Source organism: Limnohabitans sp. INBF003 (assembly GCF_055396645.1).
Genome location: NZ_AP029222.1, coordinates 608,080 through 627,437, shown reverse-complemented (window position 1 = coordinate 627,437; position 19,358 = coordinate 608,080). Strand labels below are relative to the sequence as shown.

The 19,358-nt window shown below is 60.1% G+C and carries 22 protein-coding genes and 1 tRNA gene; 14 read left to right on the top strand and 9 right to left on the bottom strand.

All coding sequences use genetic code 11. The features are described from left to right. The first annotated feature begins 68 nt into the window (after nucleotides 1-68). The 4 genes from ACZ5VE_RS03015 (at nucleotide 69) to ACZ5VE_RS03000 (ending at nucleotide 3,800) form a co-directional block, all read left to right on the top strand. Nucleotides 69-1,103 (top strand): ABC transporter substrate-binding protein, encoded by a 1,035-nt coding sequence (locus ACZ5VE_RS03015; protein ID WP_464456596.1) that lies wholly within the window; start codon nucleotides 69-71, stop codon nucleotides 1,101-1,103. Between the two features lie 245 nt (nucleotides 1,104-1,348). Further along, nucleotides 1,349-2,167: an ABC transporter ATP-binding protein gene (locus tag ACZ5VE_RS03010; protein WP_464456595.1), complete on the top strand. Its 819-nt coding sequence runs from the start codon at nucleotides 1,349-1,351 to the stop codon at nucleotides 2,165-2,167. A gap of 12 nt (nucleotides 2,168-2,179) precedes the next feature. Further along, nucleotides 2,180-2,947 carry an ABC transporter permease gene (locus ACZ5VE_RS03005; RefSeq protein ID WP_464456594.1) on the top strand — a complete coding sequence of 256 codons (768 nt, stop codon included), beginning with the start codon at nucleotides 2,180-2,182 and terminating at the stop codon, nucleotides 2,945-2,947. Between the two features lie 22 nt (nucleotides 2,948-2,969). Then, entirely contained in the window at nucleotides 2,970-3,800 is an 831-nt protein-coding gene (locus ACZ5VE_RS03000; RefSeq protein ID WP_464456593.1) for an urease accessory protein UreD, read from the top strand. Between the two features lie 6 nt (nucleotides 3,801-3,806). Here the strand turns inward: ACZ5VE_RS03000 and urtE are convergent, their stop codons facing one another. The 5 genes from urtE to urtA form a co-directional block, all read right to left on the bottom strand. Beyond that, nucleotides 3,807-4,511: an urea ABC transporter ATP-binding subunit UrtE gene (gene urtE, locus ACZ5VE_RS02995; RefSeq protein WP_464456592.1), complete on the bottom strand. Its 705-nt coding sequence runs from the start codon at nucleotides 4,509-4,511 to the stop codon at nucleotides 3,807-3,809. Nucleotides 4,512-4,628: 117 nt separating this feature from the next. Then, nucleotides 4,629-5,504: an urea ABC transporter ATP-binding protein UrtD gene (urtD, locus tag ACZ5VE_RS02990; protein ID WP_464456591.1), complete on the bottom strand. Its 876-nt coding sequence runs from the start codon at nucleotides 5,502-5,504 to the stop codon at nucleotides 4,629-4,631. Then, nucleotides 5,501-6,625 carry an urea ABC transporter permease subunit UrtC gene (urtC, locus tag ACZ5VE_RS02985; protein WP_464456590.1) on the bottom strand — a complete coding sequence of 375 codons (1,125 nt, stop codon included), beginning with the start codon at nucleotides 6,623-6,625 and terminating at the stop codon, nucleotides 5,501-5,503. Before urtC ends, urtD begins: the two co-directional genes overlap by 4 nt. Nucleotides 6,626-6,639: 14 nt before the next feature. Then, nucleotides 6,640-8,223: an urea ABC transporter permease subunit UrtB gene (gene urtB, locus ACZ5VE_RS02980; protein ID WP_464457427.1), complete on the bottom strand. Its 1,584-nt coding sequence runs from the start codon at nucleotides 8,221-8,223 to the stop codon at nucleotides 6,640-6,642. Nucleotides 8,224-8,387: 164 nt separating this feature from the next. Further along, on the bottom strand, nucleotides 8,388-9,659 hold the full coding sequence (gene urtA, locus ACZ5VE_RS02975) for an urea ABC transporter substrate-binding protein (RefSeq protein ID WP_464457426.1): 1,272 nt from the start codon (nucleotides 9,657-9,659) through the stop codon (nucleotides 8,388-8,390). A 224-nt stretch (nucleotides 9,660-9,883) separates the two neighbouring features. Between urtA and ureA the strand changes: the two genes are divergently transcribed. From ureA to ACZ5VE_RS02935, 8 genes are all read left to right on the top strand, one after another. Continuing rightward, on the top strand, nucleotides 9,884-10,186 hold the full coding sequence (gene ureA / locus ACZ5VE_RS02970; protein ID WP_464456589.1) for an urease subunit gamma: 303 nt from the start codon (nucleotides 9,884-9,886) through the stop codon (nucleotides 10,184-10,186). A gap of 18 nt (nucleotides 10,187-10,204) precedes the next feature. Then, nucleotides 10,205-10,375, top strand: a complete 171-nt coding sequence (locus ACZ5VE_RS02965; RefSeq protein WP_464456588.1) for a hypothetical protein — start codon at nucleotides 10,205-10,207, stop codon at nucleotides 10,373-10,375. Between the two features lie 7 nt (nucleotides 10,376-10,382). Continuing rightward, nucleotides 10,383-10,736, top strand: a complete 354-nt coding sequence (locus ACZ5VE_RS02960; RefSeq protein ID WP_464456587.1) for an urease subunit beta — start codon at nucleotides 10,383-10,385, stop codon at nucleotides 10,734-10,736. Between the two features lies 1 nt (nucleotide 10,737). Continuing rightward, on the top strand, nucleotides 10,738-12,456 hold the full coding sequence (gene ureC / locus ACZ5VE_RS02955) for an urease subunit alpha (protein WP_464456586.1): 1,719 nt from the start codon (nucleotides 10,738-10,740) through the stop codon (nucleotides 12,454-12,456). Nucleotides 12,457-12,611: 155 nt separating this feature from the next. After that, nucleotides 12,612-13,184 carry an urease accessory protein UreE gene (ureE, locus tag ACZ5VE_RS02950; protein ID WP_464457425.1) on the top strand — a complete coding sequence of 191 codons (573 nt, stop codon included), beginning with the start codon at nucleotides 12,612-12,614 and terminating at the stop codon, nucleotides 13,182-13,184. Next, entirely contained in the window at nucleotides 13,174-13,863 is a 690-nt protein-coding gene (locus ACZ5VE_RS02945; protein WP_464456585.1) for an urease accessory protein UreF, read from the top strand. The genes ureE and ACZ5VE_RS02945 overlap by 11 nt, the downstream gene beginning before the upstream one ends. Then, nucleotides 13,860-14,531 (top strand): urease accessory protein UreG, encoded by a 672-nt coding sequence (gene ureG / locus ACZ5VE_RS02940; RefSeq protein ID WP_464456584.1) that lies wholly within the window; start codon nucleotides 13,860-13,862, stop codon nucleotides 14,529-14,531. Before ACZ5VE_RS02945 ends, ureG begins: the two co-directional genes overlap by 4 nt. A gap of 61 nt (nucleotides 14,532-14,592) precedes the next feature. Continuing rightward, nucleotides 14,593-14,680: transfer RNA gene (locus ACZ5VE_RS02935), tRNA-Ser, on the top strand. A 57-nt stretch (nucleotides 14,681-14,737) separates the two neighbouring features. Here the strand turns inward: ACZ5VE_RS02935 and ACZ5VE_RS02930 are convergent. Beyond that, complete coding sequence (locus ACZ5VE_RS02930) at nucleotides 14,738-15,703, bottom strand: Gfo/Idh/MocA family protein (protein ID WP_464456583.1); 966 nt, start codon at nucleotides 15,701-15,703, stop codon at nucleotides 14,738-14,740. A gap of 83 nt (nucleotides 15,704-15,786) precedes the next feature. Here ACZ5VE_RS02930 and ACZ5VE_RS02925 point away from each other — a divergent pair, with 83 nt between their 5' ends. Together ACZ5VE_RS02925 and ACZ5VE_RS02920 are read left to right on the top strand one after the other, a co-directional pair. After that, entirely contained in the window at nucleotides 15,787-16,155 is a 369-nt protein-coding gene (locus ACZ5VE_RS02925; protein ID WP_464456582.1) for a hypothetical protein, read from the top strand. Further along, complete coding sequence (locus tag ACZ5VE_RS02920) at nucleotides 16,152-16,712, top strand: hypothetical protein (protein ID WP_464456581.1); 561 nt, start codon at nucleotides 16,152-16,154, stop codon at nucleotides 16,710-16,712. Before ACZ5VE_RS02925 ends, ACZ5VE_RS02920 begins: the two co-directional genes overlap by 4 nt. A gap of 19 nt (nucleotides 16,713-16,731) precedes the next feature. Here ACZ5VE_RS02920 and hemW read toward each other — a convergent pair whose 3' ends face one another. The 3 genes from hemW to rph are packed head-to-tail and all read right to left on the bottom strand — an operon-like array spanning nucleotide 16,732 to nucleotide 19,346. Beyond that, complete coding sequence (gene hemW, locus ACZ5VE_RS02915; RefSeq protein ID WP_464457424.1) at nucleotides 16,732-17,934, bottom strand: radical SAM family heme chaperone HemW; 1,203 nt, start codon at nucleotides 17,932-17,934, stop codon at nucleotides 16,732-16,734. Nucleotides 17,935-17,950: 16 nt separating this feature from the next. After that, entirely contained in the window at nucleotides 17,951-18,565 is a 615-nt protein-coding gene (rdgB, locus tag ACZ5VE_RS02910; RefSeq protein ID WP_464456580.1) for an RdgB/HAM1 family non-canonical purine NTP pyrophosphatase, read from the bottom strand. Between the two features lie 19 nt (nucleotides 18,566-18,584). Next, on the bottom strand, nucleotides 18,585-19,346 hold the full coding sequence (rph, locus tag ACZ5VE_RS02905; protein WP_464456579.1) for a ribonuclease PH: 762 nt from the start codon (nucleotides 19,344-19,346) through the stop codon (nucleotides 18,585-18,587). Nucleotides 19,347-19,358: the final 12 nt, after the last annotated feature.

The window sequence follows — 19,358 nt, the reverse complement described above, 5'->3', positions numbered from 1 at the left end:
GACCATGGTCGATAATGGCACCGATTTTGCTAGACAAGATTCACCGTTTATTGACCCTGGAGCCCCTCATGAACAAGCGTTTCTTCCTCAAGGCCACCGCTGTGCTGGCCGCCGCTGCCGCTTTTGGCACCGCCCACGCCCAAACCACGCCCATCAAGTTCCAGATGGACTGGCGCTTTGAGGGGCCCGCTGCCTTCTTTCTGGTGCCAGGTGCCAAGGGTTATTTCAAAGACGCCAAACTCGACGTGACCGTCGACTCGGGCAACGGCTCGGGCGGCGCCGTCACCCGCGTCGCTTCGGGCACTTACGACCTGGGCTTTGCCGATTTGGCCGCGTTGATGGAATTCCACGCCAACAACCCCGACGCCCCCAACAAGCCTGTGGCCATCATGATGGTCTACAACAACACGCCCGCCTCGGTGATGGCTTTGAAGAAATCCGGCATCAAGACCCCCGCCGATCTGGCCGGCAAAAAGCTGGGCGCACCCGTGTTTGACGCCGGTCGCCGTGCCTTCCCCATCTTCCAAAAAGCCAACAGCATTGGCAATGTGGCCTGGACCGCGATGGACCCACCGTTGCGTGAAACCATGCTGGTGCGCGGCGACGTGGACGCCATCACCGGCTTCACCTTCACCTCGCTGCTCAACATCGAAGCGCGTGGCGTGAAGGCCGAAGACGTGGTGGTCATGCAGTACCCCGACTTTGGCGTCAAGCTGTATGGCAACGCGATCATCGCTTCGCCCAAGATTCTGAAAGAAAACCCGGCCGCTGTGAAAGCCTTCCTCACCGCCTTCACCAAAGGTGCCAAAGACGTGATCGCCGACCCGGCCAAAGCCATCGAATCGGTCAAAGCCCGTGACGGCATCATCAACGTGGCGCTCGAAACCCGCCGCTTGCAACTGGCCATCGACACCGTGATCAACAGCCCATCGGCCCGTGCCGAAGGCTTTGGCCAAATCAACGGCCCTCGCCTGACCTTGATGGCCTCGCAAGTGTCCGACGCGTTCAACACCAAGACCCGCGTGAAAGTCGACGACATCTGGAACGGCGCGTTCTTGCCCACCAGCAAAGAGCTGGACATCTTGCCCAAGGGCAAGAAGTAAGCTGAATACACCGGCAGGCAACGTCATCAAACGCTGATGTCACTCAGCTTGTAGATTCGGTCCGATGAAGTTTGTCATGTTGGGCTACGTAGACCGGATTCTGTAGGAGCTTGCCTGCAAGCGATGGCGGGCGGTGGGCCTGGGGCTGCATCGCCAGCAGGCTGGCTCCTACAACACGGCTCAGTTTTTGGAGTTACAGACTTCATTAGGCCGGATCAATAGAAGACCTTTTCAGAGTTCACACCATGTCCCAAGACGCATTCGTCGATTTCCAGAATGTCTGGCTGGCCTACAACGACGAGTTGCTGGCGCAAAACCACTTCGCGGTGGAAGACATCAACCTGCAGGTCAAGCAAGGCGAATTCATCGCCATCGTCGGCCCATCGGGCTGCGGTAAATCGACCTTCATGAAGCTGACCACGGGCCTGAAGATGCCCAGCAAAGGCCGCATTCTGGTCGATGGCCAACCCGTGACCGGCCCGCTCAAGATCAGCGGCATGGCCTTTCAGGCTTCGTCCCTTTTGCCTTGGCGCACCACACTCGACAACGTGTTGCTGCCGCTCGAAATCGTGGAGCCCTATCGCTCCAACTTCAAGCAAAAAAAGGCCGAATATGTGGAACGCGCCCGCAAGCTGCTCAACACCGTGGGCCTGGCCGGTTACGAAGACAAATTCCCCTGGCAACTGTCAGGCGGCATGCAGCAACGCGCCAGCATCTGCCGCGCCCTGATCCATGAACCCAAGATGCTGCTGCTGGATGAGCCCTTTGGCGCGCTGGACGCCTTCACGCGGGAAGAACTCTGGTGCATCCTGCGCGACCTGTGGACCGAGCAAAAGTTCAACGTCATTCTGGTCACGCACGATCTGCGCGAATCGGTGTTTTTGGCCGACACGGTGTATGTGATGAGCAAGAGCCCTGGCCGCTTTGTGGTCAAGCGCGAGATCGACCTGCCCCGTCCGCGTGACCTGGAAGTCACCTACACACCCGAGTTCACCAACATCGTGCACGAGCTGCGCGGCCACATCGGCGCCATGCGCAAGACCGGTGCGGCGATCAACCAATAAGCGGAAGCCCCCATGAAACAAAAAACACTGGAAACCTGGTCCCCCTGGGTTTTGCTGGTCGTCAGCATCCTGATCTGGGAAGTGCTGTGCCGCGCCTTCAACGTGTCGGAATTCGTTTTCCCCAGCCCATGGCGCATTGCCGAGCAAACGGTGGAATACCGCGATGTGATCGCAGGCCACGCCTGGCGCACCTTTTGGGTGACCATGGTCGGCTTTGGCATCGCCATCGTGGTGGGCGTGTTGCTGGGCTTCATCATCGGCAGTTCGCGCCTGGCCTATGCCGCCGTGTACCCGCTCATGACCGCCTTCAACGCCCTGCCCAAGGCGGCCTTCGTGCCGATCTTGGTGGTGTGGTTCGGCATCGGCATTGGCCCGGCCATCCTCACGGCTTTCCTGATCAGCTTCTTCCCCATCATGGTCAACATCGCCACGGGCCTGGCCACGCTGGAGCCTGAGCTGGAAGACGTGTTGCGCGTGCTGGGTGCCAAACGCTGGGATGTGCTGATCAAAGTCGGCCTGCCCCGCTCCATGCCTTACTTTTATGGCTCGCTCAAAGTCGCCATCACCTTGGCCTTCGTGGGCACCACGGTTTCCGAGATGACGGCCTCGAACGAGGGCATCGGTTACCTGCTGATCTCGGCCGGTTCGGCCATGCAGATGGGCTTGGCGTTTTCGGGCTTGGTGGTCGTGGGCGCGATGGCCATGATCATGTACGAACTGTTCAGCGCCATCGAAAAGCACACCACCGGTTGGGCCCATCGCGGCTCGCAAGGCGAATGATGCCCAAGAGGCGTGCCAAGGCATGACCTGGCTCGCCAGTCTGAGTCTCGACTACACACTGGAGTCAGGCCGCACTGTGGCCCGCTACCTGCACCAAGGGCCGCTGCGCATTTTGCAAAGCCTCTACCCCGAAGGCGATGCGGTCTGCCACAACGTGCTGGTGCACCCGCCCAGCGGCTTGGTCGGTGGCGACACGCTGGACATGAAGGTGACCGTGGGCACTGGCGCACACGGCTTGGTCACCACGCCGGGGGCCACGCGCTTTTATCGCTCTGACGCCGGCCTGGCCACGCAGCAAGTGCATGCGCGGGTAGAGGATGACGCACGGCTGGAATGGCTACCGCTCGAAGCCATCGCCTACAACCAATGTGACGGCCTCAACCGCGCCGTGTTTGATCTGGCACCCGCTGCCGAGATGATGACCTGGGACATCACGGCGCTGGGCCTGCCCGCCGCCGATCAGCCGTTCACACAAGGCACGTTTCGCCAACACATGGAAATCTCTGGCGTCTGGCTGGAGCGCGGCACGATCAGCGCCACCGACACCCGACTGATGGACAGCCCGCTGGGCCTAGCCGGTCAACGCTGCATGGCCACGCTGGTGTTTGCGGCGGGCAGCGCCATTGCGGCCGAACGCACCGAACGCGCCTTGGCATGCGCCCGTGATTTGCTAGAGGCATCGCCACTGCGCTTAACCGCCGGGGCCACCTCACCGCACAAACAGGTCATGGTGTTGCGGGTTCTCTCGCCAGTGACTGAGCCAGCCATGCAGCTGCTGCGGCAAGTGTGGGCCGCATGGCGGCATGAGATGTGGAGCTTGCCGGGGGCGGTGCCACGGCTGTGGAATCTCTGATATCGCTCAGATCGCGACCAGTTGCCGAATGCTCTTTTCTTTCATCTCGCTGCCCGGCCCTCGAGCGATGACTTCGCCGCGCTCCATCACCAGATACTGGTCCGCCAGTTCTTCGGCAAAGTCGTAGTACTGCTCGCACAACAGCACCGCCATGCGCTGGCCTTGCAGGCCCACATCGGCCAGCTGGCGGATCACGCGGCCAATGTCCTTGATGATGCTGGGCTGGATGCCTTCGGTGGGTTCGTCCAGGATCAGCAGTCGCGGCTTGGCGGCCAAGGCGCGAGCAATCGCCAACTGCTGTTGCTGGCCGCCTGACAAATCGCCACCTCGGCGGTGCAGCATTTGTCTCAGAACAGGGAACAGTTCAAACAACTCGGGTGGAATGGATGTGCCGCCAGGCTGTGTGGCCAGGCCCATCAGCAAGTTGTCTTCCACCGTGAGGCGGGCAAAGATTTCGCGGCCTTGCGGCACATAGCCAATGCCTGCGGCGGCCCGCTCGTAAGGTTTGGCCAGACTGATGTTCTGCCCGGCCAGACTGATGCTGCCGCTTTTGATGGGCACCAAGCCCATGAGCGATTTGAGCAGCGTGGTCTTGCCCACGCCGTTGCGGCCCAGCAGCACGGTGACTTGGCCAAGATCTGCGCTCAGACTCACATCGCGCAGGATGTGGGAGCCGCCGTAGTACTGGTGAATGTTGTTGACTTCAAGCATGACTGCAATTCCTGAACAATTGAATCCCTTGTGGGAGCGAGCCCCTGCTCGCGAATATGTGCTGTGGCTATGCAGGGATTCGGCCGCAGGGGCGACCTCCCACCATGGCACACAAGATCAGCGCCCCAAATAAACTTCAATCACCCGCTCGTCGGCCTGCACCTGATCGAGCGTGCCCTGGGCCAGCACCGAGCCGTCGCACAGCACGGTGACGATGTCCGAGATGGTGCGGATGAAGCCCATGTCGTGCTCCACCACCATCAACGAGTGCTTGCCCTTGAGCGTCAAAAACAGCTCGGCGGTGCGTTCGGTTTCAAAGTCGGTCATGCCCGCGACGGGTTCGTCCAGCAGCAAGAGCTTGGGGTCTTGCATGAGCAGCATGCCGATCTCCAGCCATTGCTTTTGACCGTGGCTGAGCACACCGGCCAGGGTGCTGACGCTGTCCGCCAAATGGATGGTGTGCAGCACTTCGGCCAGGCGGTCTGACTGCCCTGAATCGAGCTTGAAGAACATCGAGGCTTTGACGCCCTTGTTGGTTTTGAGCGCGAGTTCGAGGTTTTCAAACACCGTGAGGTGTTCAAACACCGTGGGCTTTTGGAACTTGCGGCCAATGCCCAGCTGCGCGATCTCGGGTTCGTTGTGGCGCAGCAAATCGATGATGCTGCCAAAGAACACGCTGCCTTCGTCAGGGCGGGTCTTGCCGGTGATGATGTCCATCATGGTGGTCTTGCCCGCACCGTTGGGGCCGATGATGCAACGCAGCTCGCCCGGCGCGATGTCGAGCGACAGCTTGTTGATGGCCTTGAAGCCGTCAAAGCTCACGCTCACGTCTTCCAGGTACAGAATGCGGCCATGGGTCACATCGACCTCTTTGGCGTCTTGCACCACGCGGCCATAGCCTGCGCTGCGGCCACCGGACTCGGTCGATTGGCTCAGCAGCTTGGCGTGTTCGGCCACACGCTGGGCCCCTTTTTGCAAGAGATCGGGCGTCATGCGGCACCGCCTTTTTTCGTCAGAAGCTGGGCCTTGATCTTGGCAACCAGGCCCACCACGCCTTGCGGCAAATACAAGGTGACCGCGATGAACAGCGCACCCAAAAAGTACAACCAGAATTCAGGCGCTGTGACCGTCAGCCAACTTTTAGCGCCGTTGACCAAAAAGGCCCCGACGATCGGGCCGATCAAGGTGCCACGGCCACCGACGGCTGCCCACACCGCGATCTCGATCGAGTTGGCTGCGCTCATCTCGCCCGGATTGATGATGCCCACTTGTGGCACGTACAAAGCCCCAGCAATGCCGCACATCACGGCCGAGATCACCCAGATGCTCAACTTGTAAGGCAGTGGCGAATAGCCCGAAAACATGACCCGCGTTTCTGCATCGCGAATGGCCAGCAGCACGCGGCCGTATTTGCTGCCCACCAGCCAGCGCGAGAACAAGTAAAAGCCCAGCAGTGTCAAACCGGTGATGACAAACAGCACCATGCGCATGTTGGGGGTGGCAATCGGCAGGTCCAAGATCCGCTTGAAGTCGGTGAAGCCGTTGTTGCCACCAAAGCCGGTTTCGTTGCGGAAGAACAGCAGCATGGCTGCATAGGTCATGGCCTGGGTGATGATGGAGAAATACACCCCTTTGATGCGCGAACGGAAAGCAAAGTAACCGAACACAAAGGCGATGAAGCCCGGCACCAACACCACCAGCAACACGGTGGCGATGAAACTGTCCGACAGCAGCCAGTGCCAAGGCAGCTCTTTCCAGTCCAGAAAGACCATGAAGTCGGGCAGATTGCTTTTGTAGTTGCCGTCCTGGCCGATCTGGCGCATGAGGTACATGCCCATCACATAGCCACCTAAAGCGAAGAACAGCCCATGGCCCAGCGACAGGATGCCGGTGTAGCCCCAGATCAGGTCCATGGCCAGCGCACAAATGGCGTAGCACATGATCTTGCCGATCAGCGACACCGCGAAGTCGCTCAAATGCAAGGGGCTGCCCGCAGGCACCCACAAATTGAGCACCGGGGCCAAAAAGCCTACAGCGATCAGCGCCAGCAAGAAAGCCATCCAGGCTTTACGCCCCAACAAGGGCGCAGGAGTCGGTAATTTAAATGAAGTCATGTTCATGCCCCTGTTCACGCTTCAGCGCTGCGGCCTTTCATCGCAAAAATGCCTTGCGGGCGCTTCTGGATGAAGACGATGATGAACACCAGCACGCAGATCTTGGCCAGCACAGCGCCGGTCCAGCCTTCGAGTAACTTGTTGACCAAGCCCAGGCCCAGCGCGGCATACACGGTGCCCGCCAATTGGCCCACACCGCCGAGCACCACCACCATGAACGCGTCCACGATGTAGCTTTGGCCCAGATCGGGGCCGACGTTGCCCACCTGGCTCAGGGCGCAACCGGCCAGACCTGCAATGCCCGAGCCCAGCGCAAAGGCATAGGTGTCGATGCGGGCGGTGTTGACGCCCGTGCACGAAGCCATGGGGCGGTTTTGCGTGACACCACGCACAAACAGGCCCAGCCGCGTCTTGGCAATCAACAAGGACATGCCGATCAGCACAGCGGCGGCAAACACAATGATGATCACACGGTTCCAAGGCAATTGCAGGTTGGGCAGCAATTGCAGCGAACCGCTCATCCATGAGGGGTTTTCAACACCCACGTTTTGCGCACCAAACAAGCTGCGCACGCCTTGCATGAGCACCAGGCTGATGCCCCAAGTGGCCAACAAGGTTTCAAGGGGACGGCCATACAAATGCTTGAGCACAGTGCGCTCCATCACCGCGCCCACCAGGGCCGAAGCGATGAACGCCACCGGAATGGCCACCAACAGATAAGCGTCAAATGCGCCGGGCAGGTGATCACGGAACAGGGCTTGCACCATGTAAGTGGCATAGGCACCGATCATCATCAACTCGCCGTGGGCCATGTTGATCACGCCCATCAAGCCATAAGTGATGGCTAAACCCAACGCTACCAGCAGCAAGATGGAGCCGAGACTGGCCCCCGTGAACAAAGCGCCCAAGCGCTCGCCCCAGCGCAAGTTGTCCTGCACTGTGGCCAAGGATGTCTGGATTTGTTTCTTGACCGAAGGCTCTTGCTCATCAGCCAGGCGCTGGTTCAGCAACAACAAGGTCTCGGGCTGTTTACTGTCGGCCAGCTCGCGGGCGGCCAGCAAGCGGTCGTTGGGTGCATCGCTGGCCAGCAGCGCTGCAGCGCGGGCCTGACGCACCAGGCTTTGCACGGTGGCATCTGTTTCGGCAGCCAAGGCCTTGTCCAGCAAGGGCTTGCGGCTGGCATCGGGTTCTTTGAGCAATGACAAGGCCGCCAGGCGACGCACCTTCACATCAGGGCTGAACAACTTGAGCGCCGCCAAGGCGGTGTCGAGTTCGCCACGCAGGCGGTTGTTCAGCATCACATCTTCGGCATCAGCAGGCACGGGCACCGACTGGCCCGTGACCGGGTCTGTGCCCTGGCCATCACGGACCATGATCACCTGGTCTTTGCTGATCTTGACGACATCGTCCGACAGCGCCTGCAGGTAGGCTGCCGTTTTTTCATCGCCCTGGGCCACCGCTTTGGCCAGTGCTTCCACGCGGGCATCGCTCTCTCCGACCGCAATGCCACGGGCCTCCTGAACCGTCAAGGCGTGCGCAGCCGTCAGGCCCCACACGGCGCTGACGATCAACGCACCTTTCACCATCCATTTTTTCATTTTGCTCATCTCTGGGTCTGACAACGCTGCGGACTGATGCCTCAGCTCCGGCAAACAGTCATGTCGGGGCTGAAGCCACCGACCTACAAAGTACAAATTGACCTGTAGGCCGGAGCTTCTACTCCGACAGGGTTCACGCTTTCAAACGATCACTTCTTAACCGATCACTTCTTGGCAGGTTCGTCAGGCTTGACGTCGTTGCCGGGGATGTAAGGGCTCCATGGCTTGGCTTTGACCGGACCCGGTGTCTTCCACACCACGTTGAACTGGCCATCGGCCTTGATCTCGCCGATGAACACCGACTTGTGCAGGTGGTGGTTTTTCTCGTCCATCTTGCTGGTGATGCCACTTGGTGCTTTGAAGGTTTGACCGGCCATGGCAGCAATGACTTTGTCGGTGTCAGTCGACTTGGCTTTTTCAACGGCTTGCTTCCACATGTTGATGCCGATGTAGGTCGCTTCCATCGGGTCGTTGGTCAAAGGCTTGTCTTTGTGACCGGCGATGCCCTTGGCTTTGGCATAAGCCGCCCACTTCTTGGTGAACTCGTCGTTGGCCGGGTTCTTGATGCTCATGAAGTAGTTCCATGCAGCCAAGTGACCGACCAAGGGCTTGGTATCCACGCCGCGCAATTCCTCTTCACCCACCGAGAAGGCCACCACGGGCACGTCTTTGGCTTTCAGGCCCGCGTTGCCCAGTTCTTTGTAAAAAGGCACGTTGGAGTCGCCGTTGATGGTGGAGACCACAGCGGTCTTGCCACCGGCAGAAAACTTCTTCACATCAGCCACGATGGTTTGGTAATCACTGTGACCAAACGGGGTGTACTTCTCATCGATGTCGGAATCTTTCACGCCTTTGCTTTTCAGGTAAGCGCGCAAAATTTTGTTGGTGGTGCGGGGGTACACATAGTCGGTGCCCAGCAAAACCCAGCGCTTGGCCGCGCCGCCTTCTTTGCTCATCAGGTAATCCACTGCGGGAATGGCTTGCTGGTTGGGCGCTGCGCCTGTGTAGAACACGTTTTTGGACAGCTCTTCACCTTCGTATTGCACGGGGTAGAACAGCAGGCCGTTCATTTCTTCCACGACGGGCAACACCGATTTGCGGGACACCGAAGTCCAGCAACCAAAGATCACCGAAACTTTGTCTTGACCGAGCAGCTGCTTGGTTTTCTCAGCAAACAAAGGCCAGTTGGAAGCGGGGTCCACGATCACGGGCTCCAGCTTTTTACCGAGCACGCCACCTTTGGCATTGATCTCGTCAATGGCCATGAGCACGGTGTCTTTCAACACGGTCTCGGAAATGGCCATGGTGCCCGACAGGCTGTGCAGCACGCCCACCTTGATGGTGTCAGCGGCCAGTACCTGAACAGAAAAAGTCAAACTGCCCGCCACCAAGGCTGCGGCGGTGGCGAGGGCTTTGAGGTTGCCACGGCGGTTCATCATGAGATCACTCCAATCAGGGAAGTAGGTTTGTTCAACAAAAGGGCGGAGCGCTTGCAACGCTGGAACCTCTCTTGCAAGCGGCGTGCCAACCCAAAGCAGAACCCTTGCACCCACTTCATGGCCATGGCATTGCCCTAGAAATTTTCCAAGCCCCTATAAAGGGCACGCTCTTTGCTTGATGGGATGCATTCAATGCACCCACTCTTTCAGAACGCACCAAAATGGAATTAACCCCTCGAGAAAAAGACAAGCTGCTGATCTTCACAGCAGGCCTTTTGGCCGAGCGCCGCAAAGCGCGCGGACTCCAACTCAACTACCCGGAAGCCATTGCGCTGATCAGCGCCGCCGTCATGGAAGGCGCACGGGACGGGAAGACCGTGGCCCAACTCATGAGCGAAGGCCGCACCGTTTTGACGCGTGCCGACGTGATGGACGGCATCGCCGAAATGATCCCCGACATCCAGGTGGAGGCCACTTTCCCGGACGGCACCAAATTGGTGACCGTGCACCAACCCATCGTTTGAACATTCAAAAGGACACCCATGAAAAATTTGGCTTTGACACTTTCTTTCGCCCTCTTGAATCTGGGCTCTGCCGCTTGGGCACACGACGGGCACGGCCTGGGAGGTTCCCACTGGCACAGCACCGACGTGCTCGGCTTTGTGGTCGCAACCGGCTTGGTGGCCCTGGCTGTTTATTTGGGAAAAAAGTGAGTCGCGTATGACCCCCGGAGAACTTTTGATTGACCCCGGCCAACACGCCCTGAACGTGGGCCGTCGCACCTGCACGCTGGTGGTGCAAAACGCCAGTGACCGCCCCATTCAGGTGGGCTCGCACTACCACTTTGCCGAGACCAACGCAGGCCTGCGCTTTGACCGCGCTGCGGCACAAGGCATGCGGCTGAACATCGCCTCGGGCACCGCCGTGCGTTTTGAGCCCGGCCAGCAACGCACGGTAGAACTGGTGGACTACGCCGGTGACCGCGTGGTGTTCGGTTTTCGGGGCCTGACCAACGGGCCACTTGACGGTGCACCCGACATCCTCCTGAACGACAACGCACAGAAAGCCACTTGACATGGCCCACATCGACAAACGCGCTTATGCCGAAATGTTCGGCCCCACCGTGGGCGACCGGGTTCGCCTGGCCGACACGGCCTTGGTGATCGAAGTTGAAAAAGACTTCACGCTGCAAGCCGGGGGCTACGGCGAAGAGGTCAAGTTCGGCGGCGGCAAAACCATCCGTGATGGCATGTCGCAATCACAGCGCACCAACAAAGAAGGTGCGATGGACTGCGTGCTGACCAACGCCCTCATCATCGACCACTGGGGCATTGTCAAGGCCGACATCGGCCTCAAAGGCAACCGCATCGCAGCCATTGGCAAGGCGGGCAACCCCGACACCCAACCGGGCGTGGACATTGTGATTGGCCCCGGCACCGAGATCATCAGTTGCGAAGGCCTGATCGTCACCGCAGGCGGCATCGACAGCCACATCCACTTCATCGCGCCGCAGCAGATTGACGAAGCGCTCGCCAGCGGCGTGACCACCATGCTGGGCGGCGGCACCGGCCCGGCCACCGGCACCTTTGCCACCACCTGCACGCCCGGCCCCTTCAACATCGAACGCATGATGCAGGCGGCCGACGCCTTTCCGATGAACCTGGGCTTTCTGGGCAAGGGCAATGCCAGCTTGCCTGCCGCGCTGCACGAACAGATCAGCGCAGGCGCGATTGGCCTGAAGCTGCACGAAGACTGGGGCACCACGCCCGCAGCCATCGACAACTGCCTGAGCGTGGCCGAAGAAACCGACACCCAGGTGGCCATCCACACCGACACGCTCAACGAGTCGGGCTTTGTCGAAGACACGGTGGCCGCCTTCAAAGGCCGCACCATCCACACCTTTCACACCGAAGGCGCGGGCGGCGGGCATGCGCCCGACATTTTGAAGGTGGTGGGCGAAGCCAATGTGCTGCCGTCGTCGACCAACCCCACACGGCCTTACACCATCAACACGCTCGACGAGCATGTGGACATGCTCATGGTCTGCCACCACCTGGACCCGGCGATTGCCGAAGACCTGGCCTTTGCCGAAAGCCGCATCCGCAAGGAAACGATTGCGGCCGAAGACATCCTGCACGACCTGGGTGCCATCAGCATGATGAGCAGCGACAGCCAGGCCATGGGCCGGGTGGGCGAGGTCATCATCCGCACCTGGCAGACCGCACACAAAATGAAGCAGCAACGCGGCAGCCTGCCCGGCGACACGGACCGCCACGACAACGCCCGTGTCAAACGCTACATCGCCAAATACACCATCAACCCTGCGATTGCGCACGGCATGAGCCACGAAGTGGGCAGCATCGAAGCGGGCAAGTGGGCCGATCTGGTGATCTGGAAACCCGCATTTTTTGGTGTGAAGCCCGCTCTCATCATGAAAGGCGGCTTCATCGCGCTGGCAGCCATGGGCGACCCCAATGCGTCCATCCCGACACCGCAGCCGGTGCATTACAGGCCCATGTTTGGCAGCTTTGGGGGTGCGCTCACGCGCAACTCGCTGACCTTTGTCTCGCAGGCGGGTTTGCAGGCGGGCATCGGTGCGCGTTATGGCTTGGCCAAAACACTGAGCGCTGTGAAGAACATTCGCCAAGTCGGCAAAAAAGACATGGTCCACAATGACTACGCGCCCTGCATGGAAGTCGATGCCCAGACCTATGCGGTGCGCGCCGACGGCCAGCTGCTGGTGTGCGAACCGGCCACCAGCCTGCCCATGACGCAACGCTATTTTTTGTTCTGAACGCCCATGCCCGATGTTTTTGTGGGAGCGAGCCCCTGCTCGCGAAAGCTCGTTCTGCGCTGGCCGTCATTCGCCCGCAGGGGCGGCCTCCCACAAAACAGATGCTCTGGCACTGTCTGTCGTCGCCAGATTCACATCCATTTTCAATGTCCACACTGATTCACTGCTCCAAACTCATGCCGCAAGGCCGCGGCCTGGCCCGCGTGCTGGTCCAACGCGCCAGCACCATCACCCTCGACTGGGACGTTCGCCAGAAAAGCCGCTTTGACGCGACCGACAGCAACAGCCGCCAGCTGGGCATCTTTTTGCCACGCGGCACCGTGGTGCGCGGCGGCGACGTGCTGGTGGCCGAAGATGGCTCGCTGATTCGCGTGGAGGCTGCACCGCAAGCGGTGCTGCGCATCACCGCGTGTGCCGAACACGGCTCGCCCTTCGACCTGACCCGCGCCGCCTACCACCTGGGCAACCGCCATGTACCGATCGAGCTGCAGCCCGACCACCTGAAGATCGAGCCCGACCATGTGCTGGCCGACATGCTGCGTGCCATGCACATGACGGTGGTGACCGTGTCGGAGCCCTTTGAGCCCGAAAGCGGCGCTTATGGTGACCACGGTGGCCATTCGCATGGCGGTCATGTTCACAACCACGACCACATACATTCACACGATGAGCAGGCCACAAGGGCCGAGCCCCATGTGCACGGCCCCGGTTGCAAGCATGAGCACTGACACCGCGCCTTCGGGTTTGTTGCAACTGATCTGGCTCGCATCACCTGCACTGCCAATCGGCGGCTTTTCGTACTCCGAAGGCCTCGAAGCCGCCATCGAGCAAGGTCTGGTGCACGACGAACACAGCGCCACCGATTGGGTGGTCGACCAGCTGCACCTGACGCAGTCGCGCGGCGACATGGCGGTGCTGGCGCAAGCCATCCCCGCCTGGCAGTGCATGGACACGACCCGCCTGCAAGCCTTGAACAACTGGGTCATGGCCACCCGCGAGACGGCCGAGATGCGCCTGCAAACCGAACAAATGGGCCGCTCACTGCTCGACTGGCTGCGCAACCTGCAACAAGCGAGCGACACGCAGTTGGCCTGCTGCGCAAAATTACCGCCCACCTACCCCCTGGCCATGGCGCTGGCCTTGTCACTGGCGCAAACGCCCATCGACCAAGCCCTGCAAGCCTGTGCCTTTGGCTGGGCCGAAAACATGACCCAAGCCGCGCTCAAGTCCGTGCCTCTGGGCCAAAGCGCAGGGCAGCGCATGCTGGCCCGGCTGTCCCGAGAAATACCGCTGGCGGTGCAAACCGCCATGCACCTGAACGATGAAGACCGCCAGGCCTTCAGCCCCATGTTGGCCATCCTGTCCGCCCGCCACGAAACCCAATACTCCCGAATCTTCCGATCATGAACAGCACATCCTCTTTTGCACTGCACCACATCCCGAACCGCACCAAAAAACTGCCGCCCCTGCGCGTGGGCATCGGTGGGCCGGTCGGCTCCGGCAAAACCACCCTGCTCGAAATGCTGTGCAAAGCCATGCGCAAGCGCTGGGACCTGATCGCCATCACCAACGACATTTACACCAAAGAGGACCAGCGCCTGCTCACCGTGAGCGGGGCCTTGCCCGCCGAGCGCATCATGGGTGTGGAAACGGGCGGTTGCCCCCACACGGCCATCCGCGAAGACGCGTCCATCAACCTCGAAGCCATCGACCGCATGCTGGAGAAGTTCCCCAATGCCGATGTGGTTTTCATTGAGAGCGGCGGTGACAACCTGGCCGCCACCTTCAGCCCCGAGCTGAGTGACCTCACGATTTATGTGATCGATGTGGCCGCGGGCGAAAAAATCCCACGCAAAGGCGGCCCCGGCATCACCAAGAGCGACCTGTTTGTCATCAACAAGACCGATCTGGCCCCGCATGTGGGCGCATCGCTGGACGTGATGCGGGCCGATACCGACCGCATGCGCCCCAACCCCGAGACCCGCCCCTGGGTCATGACCAACCTCAAAACGCTGGATGGCTTGGCCGAAGTGGTGGCATTTATTGAGAAAAGGGGCATGCTGAGCCAAGCTTGACCCGTTTCTGGCCGGAACCCCCACAAAACCCCGGTTTTAAATCGTTACAATCTGGCCCCAAGGAAGCGTGGCAGAGTGGTCGATTGCACCGGTCTTGAAAACCGGCGACTCGAAAGGGTCCGTGAGTTCGAATCTCACCGCTTCCGCCAGACACCCCCCATGCAAAACGCCCCTCTTGAGGGGCGTTTTGCATGGGGCTCGCCCAATCAGGCCTTGCCCACCAACATCGCCTCCACCAGCTCCTGCACCGCCAGTGCTTCTTCGGCTGTCGCGAGCTTGTGGGGCTTGCCTTGCAGCCACAAATCCACTTCGCTCAGCTGACGCTGCAACGCGCTGGTGCGGGGGTCTTCGGTGGTCCAGTCGAGTGCCTCCTGCCATGGCCCACCGTCTGAACGCCACAGTTGGTAGAACTCCCTGAACTGGTGGTTCATGCGGCTACCGCGCACGGTGACTTCTTGCCGATCGGGCTGCTGCCCCCCAGTGGTGGCCATCACCGTCACGGGCTTGCCGTCTGCTGTGGTCAGCCGCGCCAGCATGTCCAGCTCGCACAGTGTGGGGTCTTGGGGGTAACGCGGCAGGGCCTGTTGCAAAGTCAGTGGTCCCAAAAAGCGACCCGCCAAAAACAGGAAGTGTGAGATCACCTCCCGGGTGTAACCGCCTTCGTGGCGCAATCGCAGCCAATCGGCATCTTTTTGCCAGGCGCGGGGCCAGGCGGGGTAATTGACGACGATGTCAATGCCCAAAATCTCGCCTGTTTCACCCGCATGGATGGCCCGGTGCAGTTCTTCAAAACCCCGCGATGCCGCTTGGGTGAAGTTGACAACGCCCGGCAAACGGGCATGACGCAACTGGGCGACCAGATCGCGGCTTTGTGCGTTCTCGGTGCCCAGGGGTTTTTCCATGAACACACCTTGCCCGGCCGCTGCCGCCTGCAAGGCATAGGTTTTGCGGGGTCCTGGCGGACACGCCAAATAAACCACATCGGCACCGGCCATGGCCGCTTCGGCGCTGGCTTGAACGGCCACACCGGGCATGGTGTCAAGCGTTTTGGCAAGCGACTGGGCAGACGGGTCCCACACACCCGACACCTCAAAAGCCGGGTGTTGCAACGCGTTTTCAAGCATGCGTCGGCCCATGATGCCAAGACCGATGATGGCCAATCGATGTGTCATGTTTGTTTCCTTTGCCCTGAAGCTTAACCATTCATGATCCCAAGGTTTTTAATTCTTGACATAAATTCGATAAAATCAAATTTATGGAAAACACCAATAGTCCTTTCGCCTCGGCTTATCTGCGCTTTTTGCAGTTGACCAGAGTCATTCAAGCCCTGCCCAATGGCATGGAGATGGATGCCAACGAAAAAGCCTTGCTGCAAGCCGTGGTCTTGCGCTGGTACGAAAACCAGCCGATGACCGTGCGCGAAGCCATTGCGCTGGCTGATTTGGGCTCACCCGCTACATTGCACAAACGCATCACGCGCCTGCGTGAAAAAGACATGCTCAGCACCTTGAATTTGGAAGGCGACCGCCGGGCCAAGTTCTTGATTCCGACCCAACGGACCTTGGATTACTTCAGCCATCTGGGGCAGTCCATGCAAGCGGCGCATCAAACCCTGACTGCATGAGACTCTCCATTCAAGAAGCTCTTGAAACGATCGCACTGACCCTTGGCAGTGCGTTTCTGTTTGCGAGCTTCTTTCAACTCAACGGATGGCTGTTTGCGGGCCTGGCGTACCGCGAAGGCGTCAATTGGGTGTTTTTGCCCGCAGGCTTTCGGGTCATCCTGGTGTTGGTCTTGGGCACGTCTGGTGCCATGGGCATCATGTTGGGGACTTGGTTCCTCGATCGGGACGCTCTGGGCACCACCGGCATGGGGCTGGCACTCGTGAATGGTGTCGTTTCAGGATTCACACCTTTGTGGGTTCTGAAAATCCTTGAGCGCGGCAAACGCACGCAGCCCCTGCTGCAAGACATGACAGTGCAGCGCCTGCTCAACTTCACCCTGATTTTTGCAGCGGCCAATGCGGTGGCACATCACCTCGTCTGGTTGCTGCTGGAACGCGCCGATGTGAACATTTGGGTCGACGTGTGGCCTATGTTCATTGGCGACGCCATTGGCGCGTTGCTGATGCTCTACAGCTTCAAACTGCTGCTCTCACGCATCAAAATCAAGCGCATTTAAAGGTCCATGACTGGGCAGATCAATCTGCTTCAGTCAAAAACAAGGCTTGCAAATCGCTCAAGAAATCAAAGCCTTTTTCTGTCGGCCAGACCCGGTGCAGGTCACGGCCAATCAAGCCCAACTTCTCAGCCTCTTGCAAGCCCTGCTGAATGCTCGTCATGGCCAAGCCAGTGCGGTCCACATAGTCGGCCAAATCAAACCCACCCTTCAGGCGCAAGGCGTTCAGCATGAACTCAAAAGGCAATTCTTGGCGTGACACTTCGGTGCTTTGCGTGACGGGCTCGCCCTTCATGGCTTGCTGCATGTACAGCGCAGGCTCACGGTAGCGCACCTGCCGCAGCACGCGGTGCGCAAAACTGAGTTTGCTGTGCGCCCCAGCACCAATGCCCAAGTAGTCCCCAAACTGCCAATAGTTCAGGTTGTGCGCGCACTGGTGCCCCGGCTTGGCGTAGGCCGACACTTCGTACCGGTCCAGCCCGGCCGATGTGGTCAGCTCGGTGATGCGGTCCATCATCTCGTAGGCCAGATCGTCTTCGGGCAAAGTGGGCGGGAACTTGGCGAACACCGTGTTGGGTTCGATCGTCAGGTGGTAGATCGAGATGTGCGGCGGCGCAAAAGCCAGCGCGGTCTGGATGTCTTGCGTCAGGCCTTCGAGCGTCTGGTCCGGCAAGGCGTACATCAGGTCCAGGTTGAAGGTGTCAAACACCTGCGCCGCTTCGGTCACGGCGGCCAGCGCCTGATCGCGGTCGTGCACCCGGCCCAGCGCCTTCAGGTGCGCATTGTCAAAGCTCTGCACGCCAATCGACAAGCGGGTGACGCCCGCCTGGCGGAATGCCTTGAAGCGGTCTTTTTCAAAGGTGCCGGGGTTGGCTTCCATGGTCACTTCGGCATTAGGCGCCAAGCGCACACGGGCACGGATGCCGGAAATCAAACGGTCAATCGCTTCGGGTGAAAACAAACTGGGGGTGCCGCCGCCCAAAAACACGGTCTGGATGCTGCGGCCCCAGATCAGCGGCAAGCTGGCTTCCAGGTCGGCAAACAAGGCATTGATGTAGGCGTCTTGCGTGGAAGGCGCGTCGGCTCCGGCTCGGAACTCGTGCGAATTGAAGTCGCAATACGGGCATTTCTTGATGCACCAAGGCAGGTGCACATACAGCGACAGCGGCGGCAAAGCGTTCAGTTGCAGCAAGCCTGGGCGCATGGCGTGCACCGGGTCCATCATTTGACTCATGGGTGGCTCATGCAGATGTGTGGTCCATCCAACGCTCGCGCATCAGCGCCAGCATGGCTTGTGCAGCGCGGCCCCGGTGGCTGTTGGCATTTTTCACCTCGGTGGACAGCTGTGCAAAGGTCTTGCCAAACTCGGGCAAAAACATGACCGGATCGAAGCCGAAGCCGTTGGTGCCCAAACGTTCACGGGTGATCTCGCCCACCACACGGCCCACAGCAATCAAGGGCTCCGGGTCATCGGCACTGCGCACGGCCACCAAGGTGCTGACCATGGCGGCGCGGCGGTTGGCAATGCCTTCCATTTGTTCCAGCAGCGCGGTCACGTTGTTGTCGTCGCTCTTGGGGTAGCCAAAGCGGGTAGCGTAGTACGCCGTGTCCACACCGGGCTGGCCGCCAAACGCGTCCACACACAGACCAGCGTCATCGGCCAAGGCGGGCAAGCCGCTCAGCTGTGCCGCATGGCGGGCTTTGGCCAAGGCGTTTTCAACAAAGGTTTTGAACGGCTCTTCGGCCTCAGGGATGTTGAGCTCGGACTGGCGCACCAGCGTCATGTGCAGAGGGGCAAACAGGGTTTGCAGCTCGGCCAGTTTGCCAGCGTTGTTGGAGGCGAGAACGATTTTCATGAACGCGGTCGCCGGCGCTTCAAGCTGTAAAAGTCAGGGTTTTGGGCTCGTCGTGCGCCTGCTTTTGCAGCTGCACCAGTTGCGCAATGCCTTTTTCGGCCAAGGCCAGCATGCGGTCCATCTCGACGCGGGTGAAGGCCACGCCTTCGGCCGTGCCCTGCACTTCCACAAAATTACCGGCTCCGGTCATGACCACGTTCATGTCGGTGTCGCAGGCAGAGTCTTCGGGGTAATCGAGGTCCAGCAAAGCCGTGCCATTTTTCAGGCCCACCGAGATGGCCGCCACGCGGTCCAGGATCGGCGATTCGCTCAGTTTGCCGGTGGCCATCAGCCAGTTCACGGCGTCTTGCGCCGCCACAAAAGCGCCCGTGATGCTGGCGGTGCGGGTGCCGCCATCGGCCTGCAGCACATCGCAATCCAGGTGAATGGTGCGTTCGCCCAGTTTTTTCAGGTCAAACACGGCACGCAGTGACCGGCCGATCAGGCGCTGGATTTCTTGGGTGCGGCCACTTTGCTTGCCGCGTGCAGCTTCACGGTCGCCCCGGGTGTGGGTGGCGCGGGGCAGCATGCCGTATTCGGCGGTCACCCAGCCCTCGCCGCTGCCTTTTTTATGGCCTGGCACCTTTTCTTCGACCGAAGCGGTGCACAGCACACGGGTCTGACCGAACTCGATCAGCACCGAGCCTTCGGCGTGCACGGTGTAGCCCCGGGTGATGCGCACAGGGCGCAAAGCATCGGCGGCGCGACCGGATCGGACATAAGAGGCAGTCGTGGTGTTCATGGTGTGTGTAAA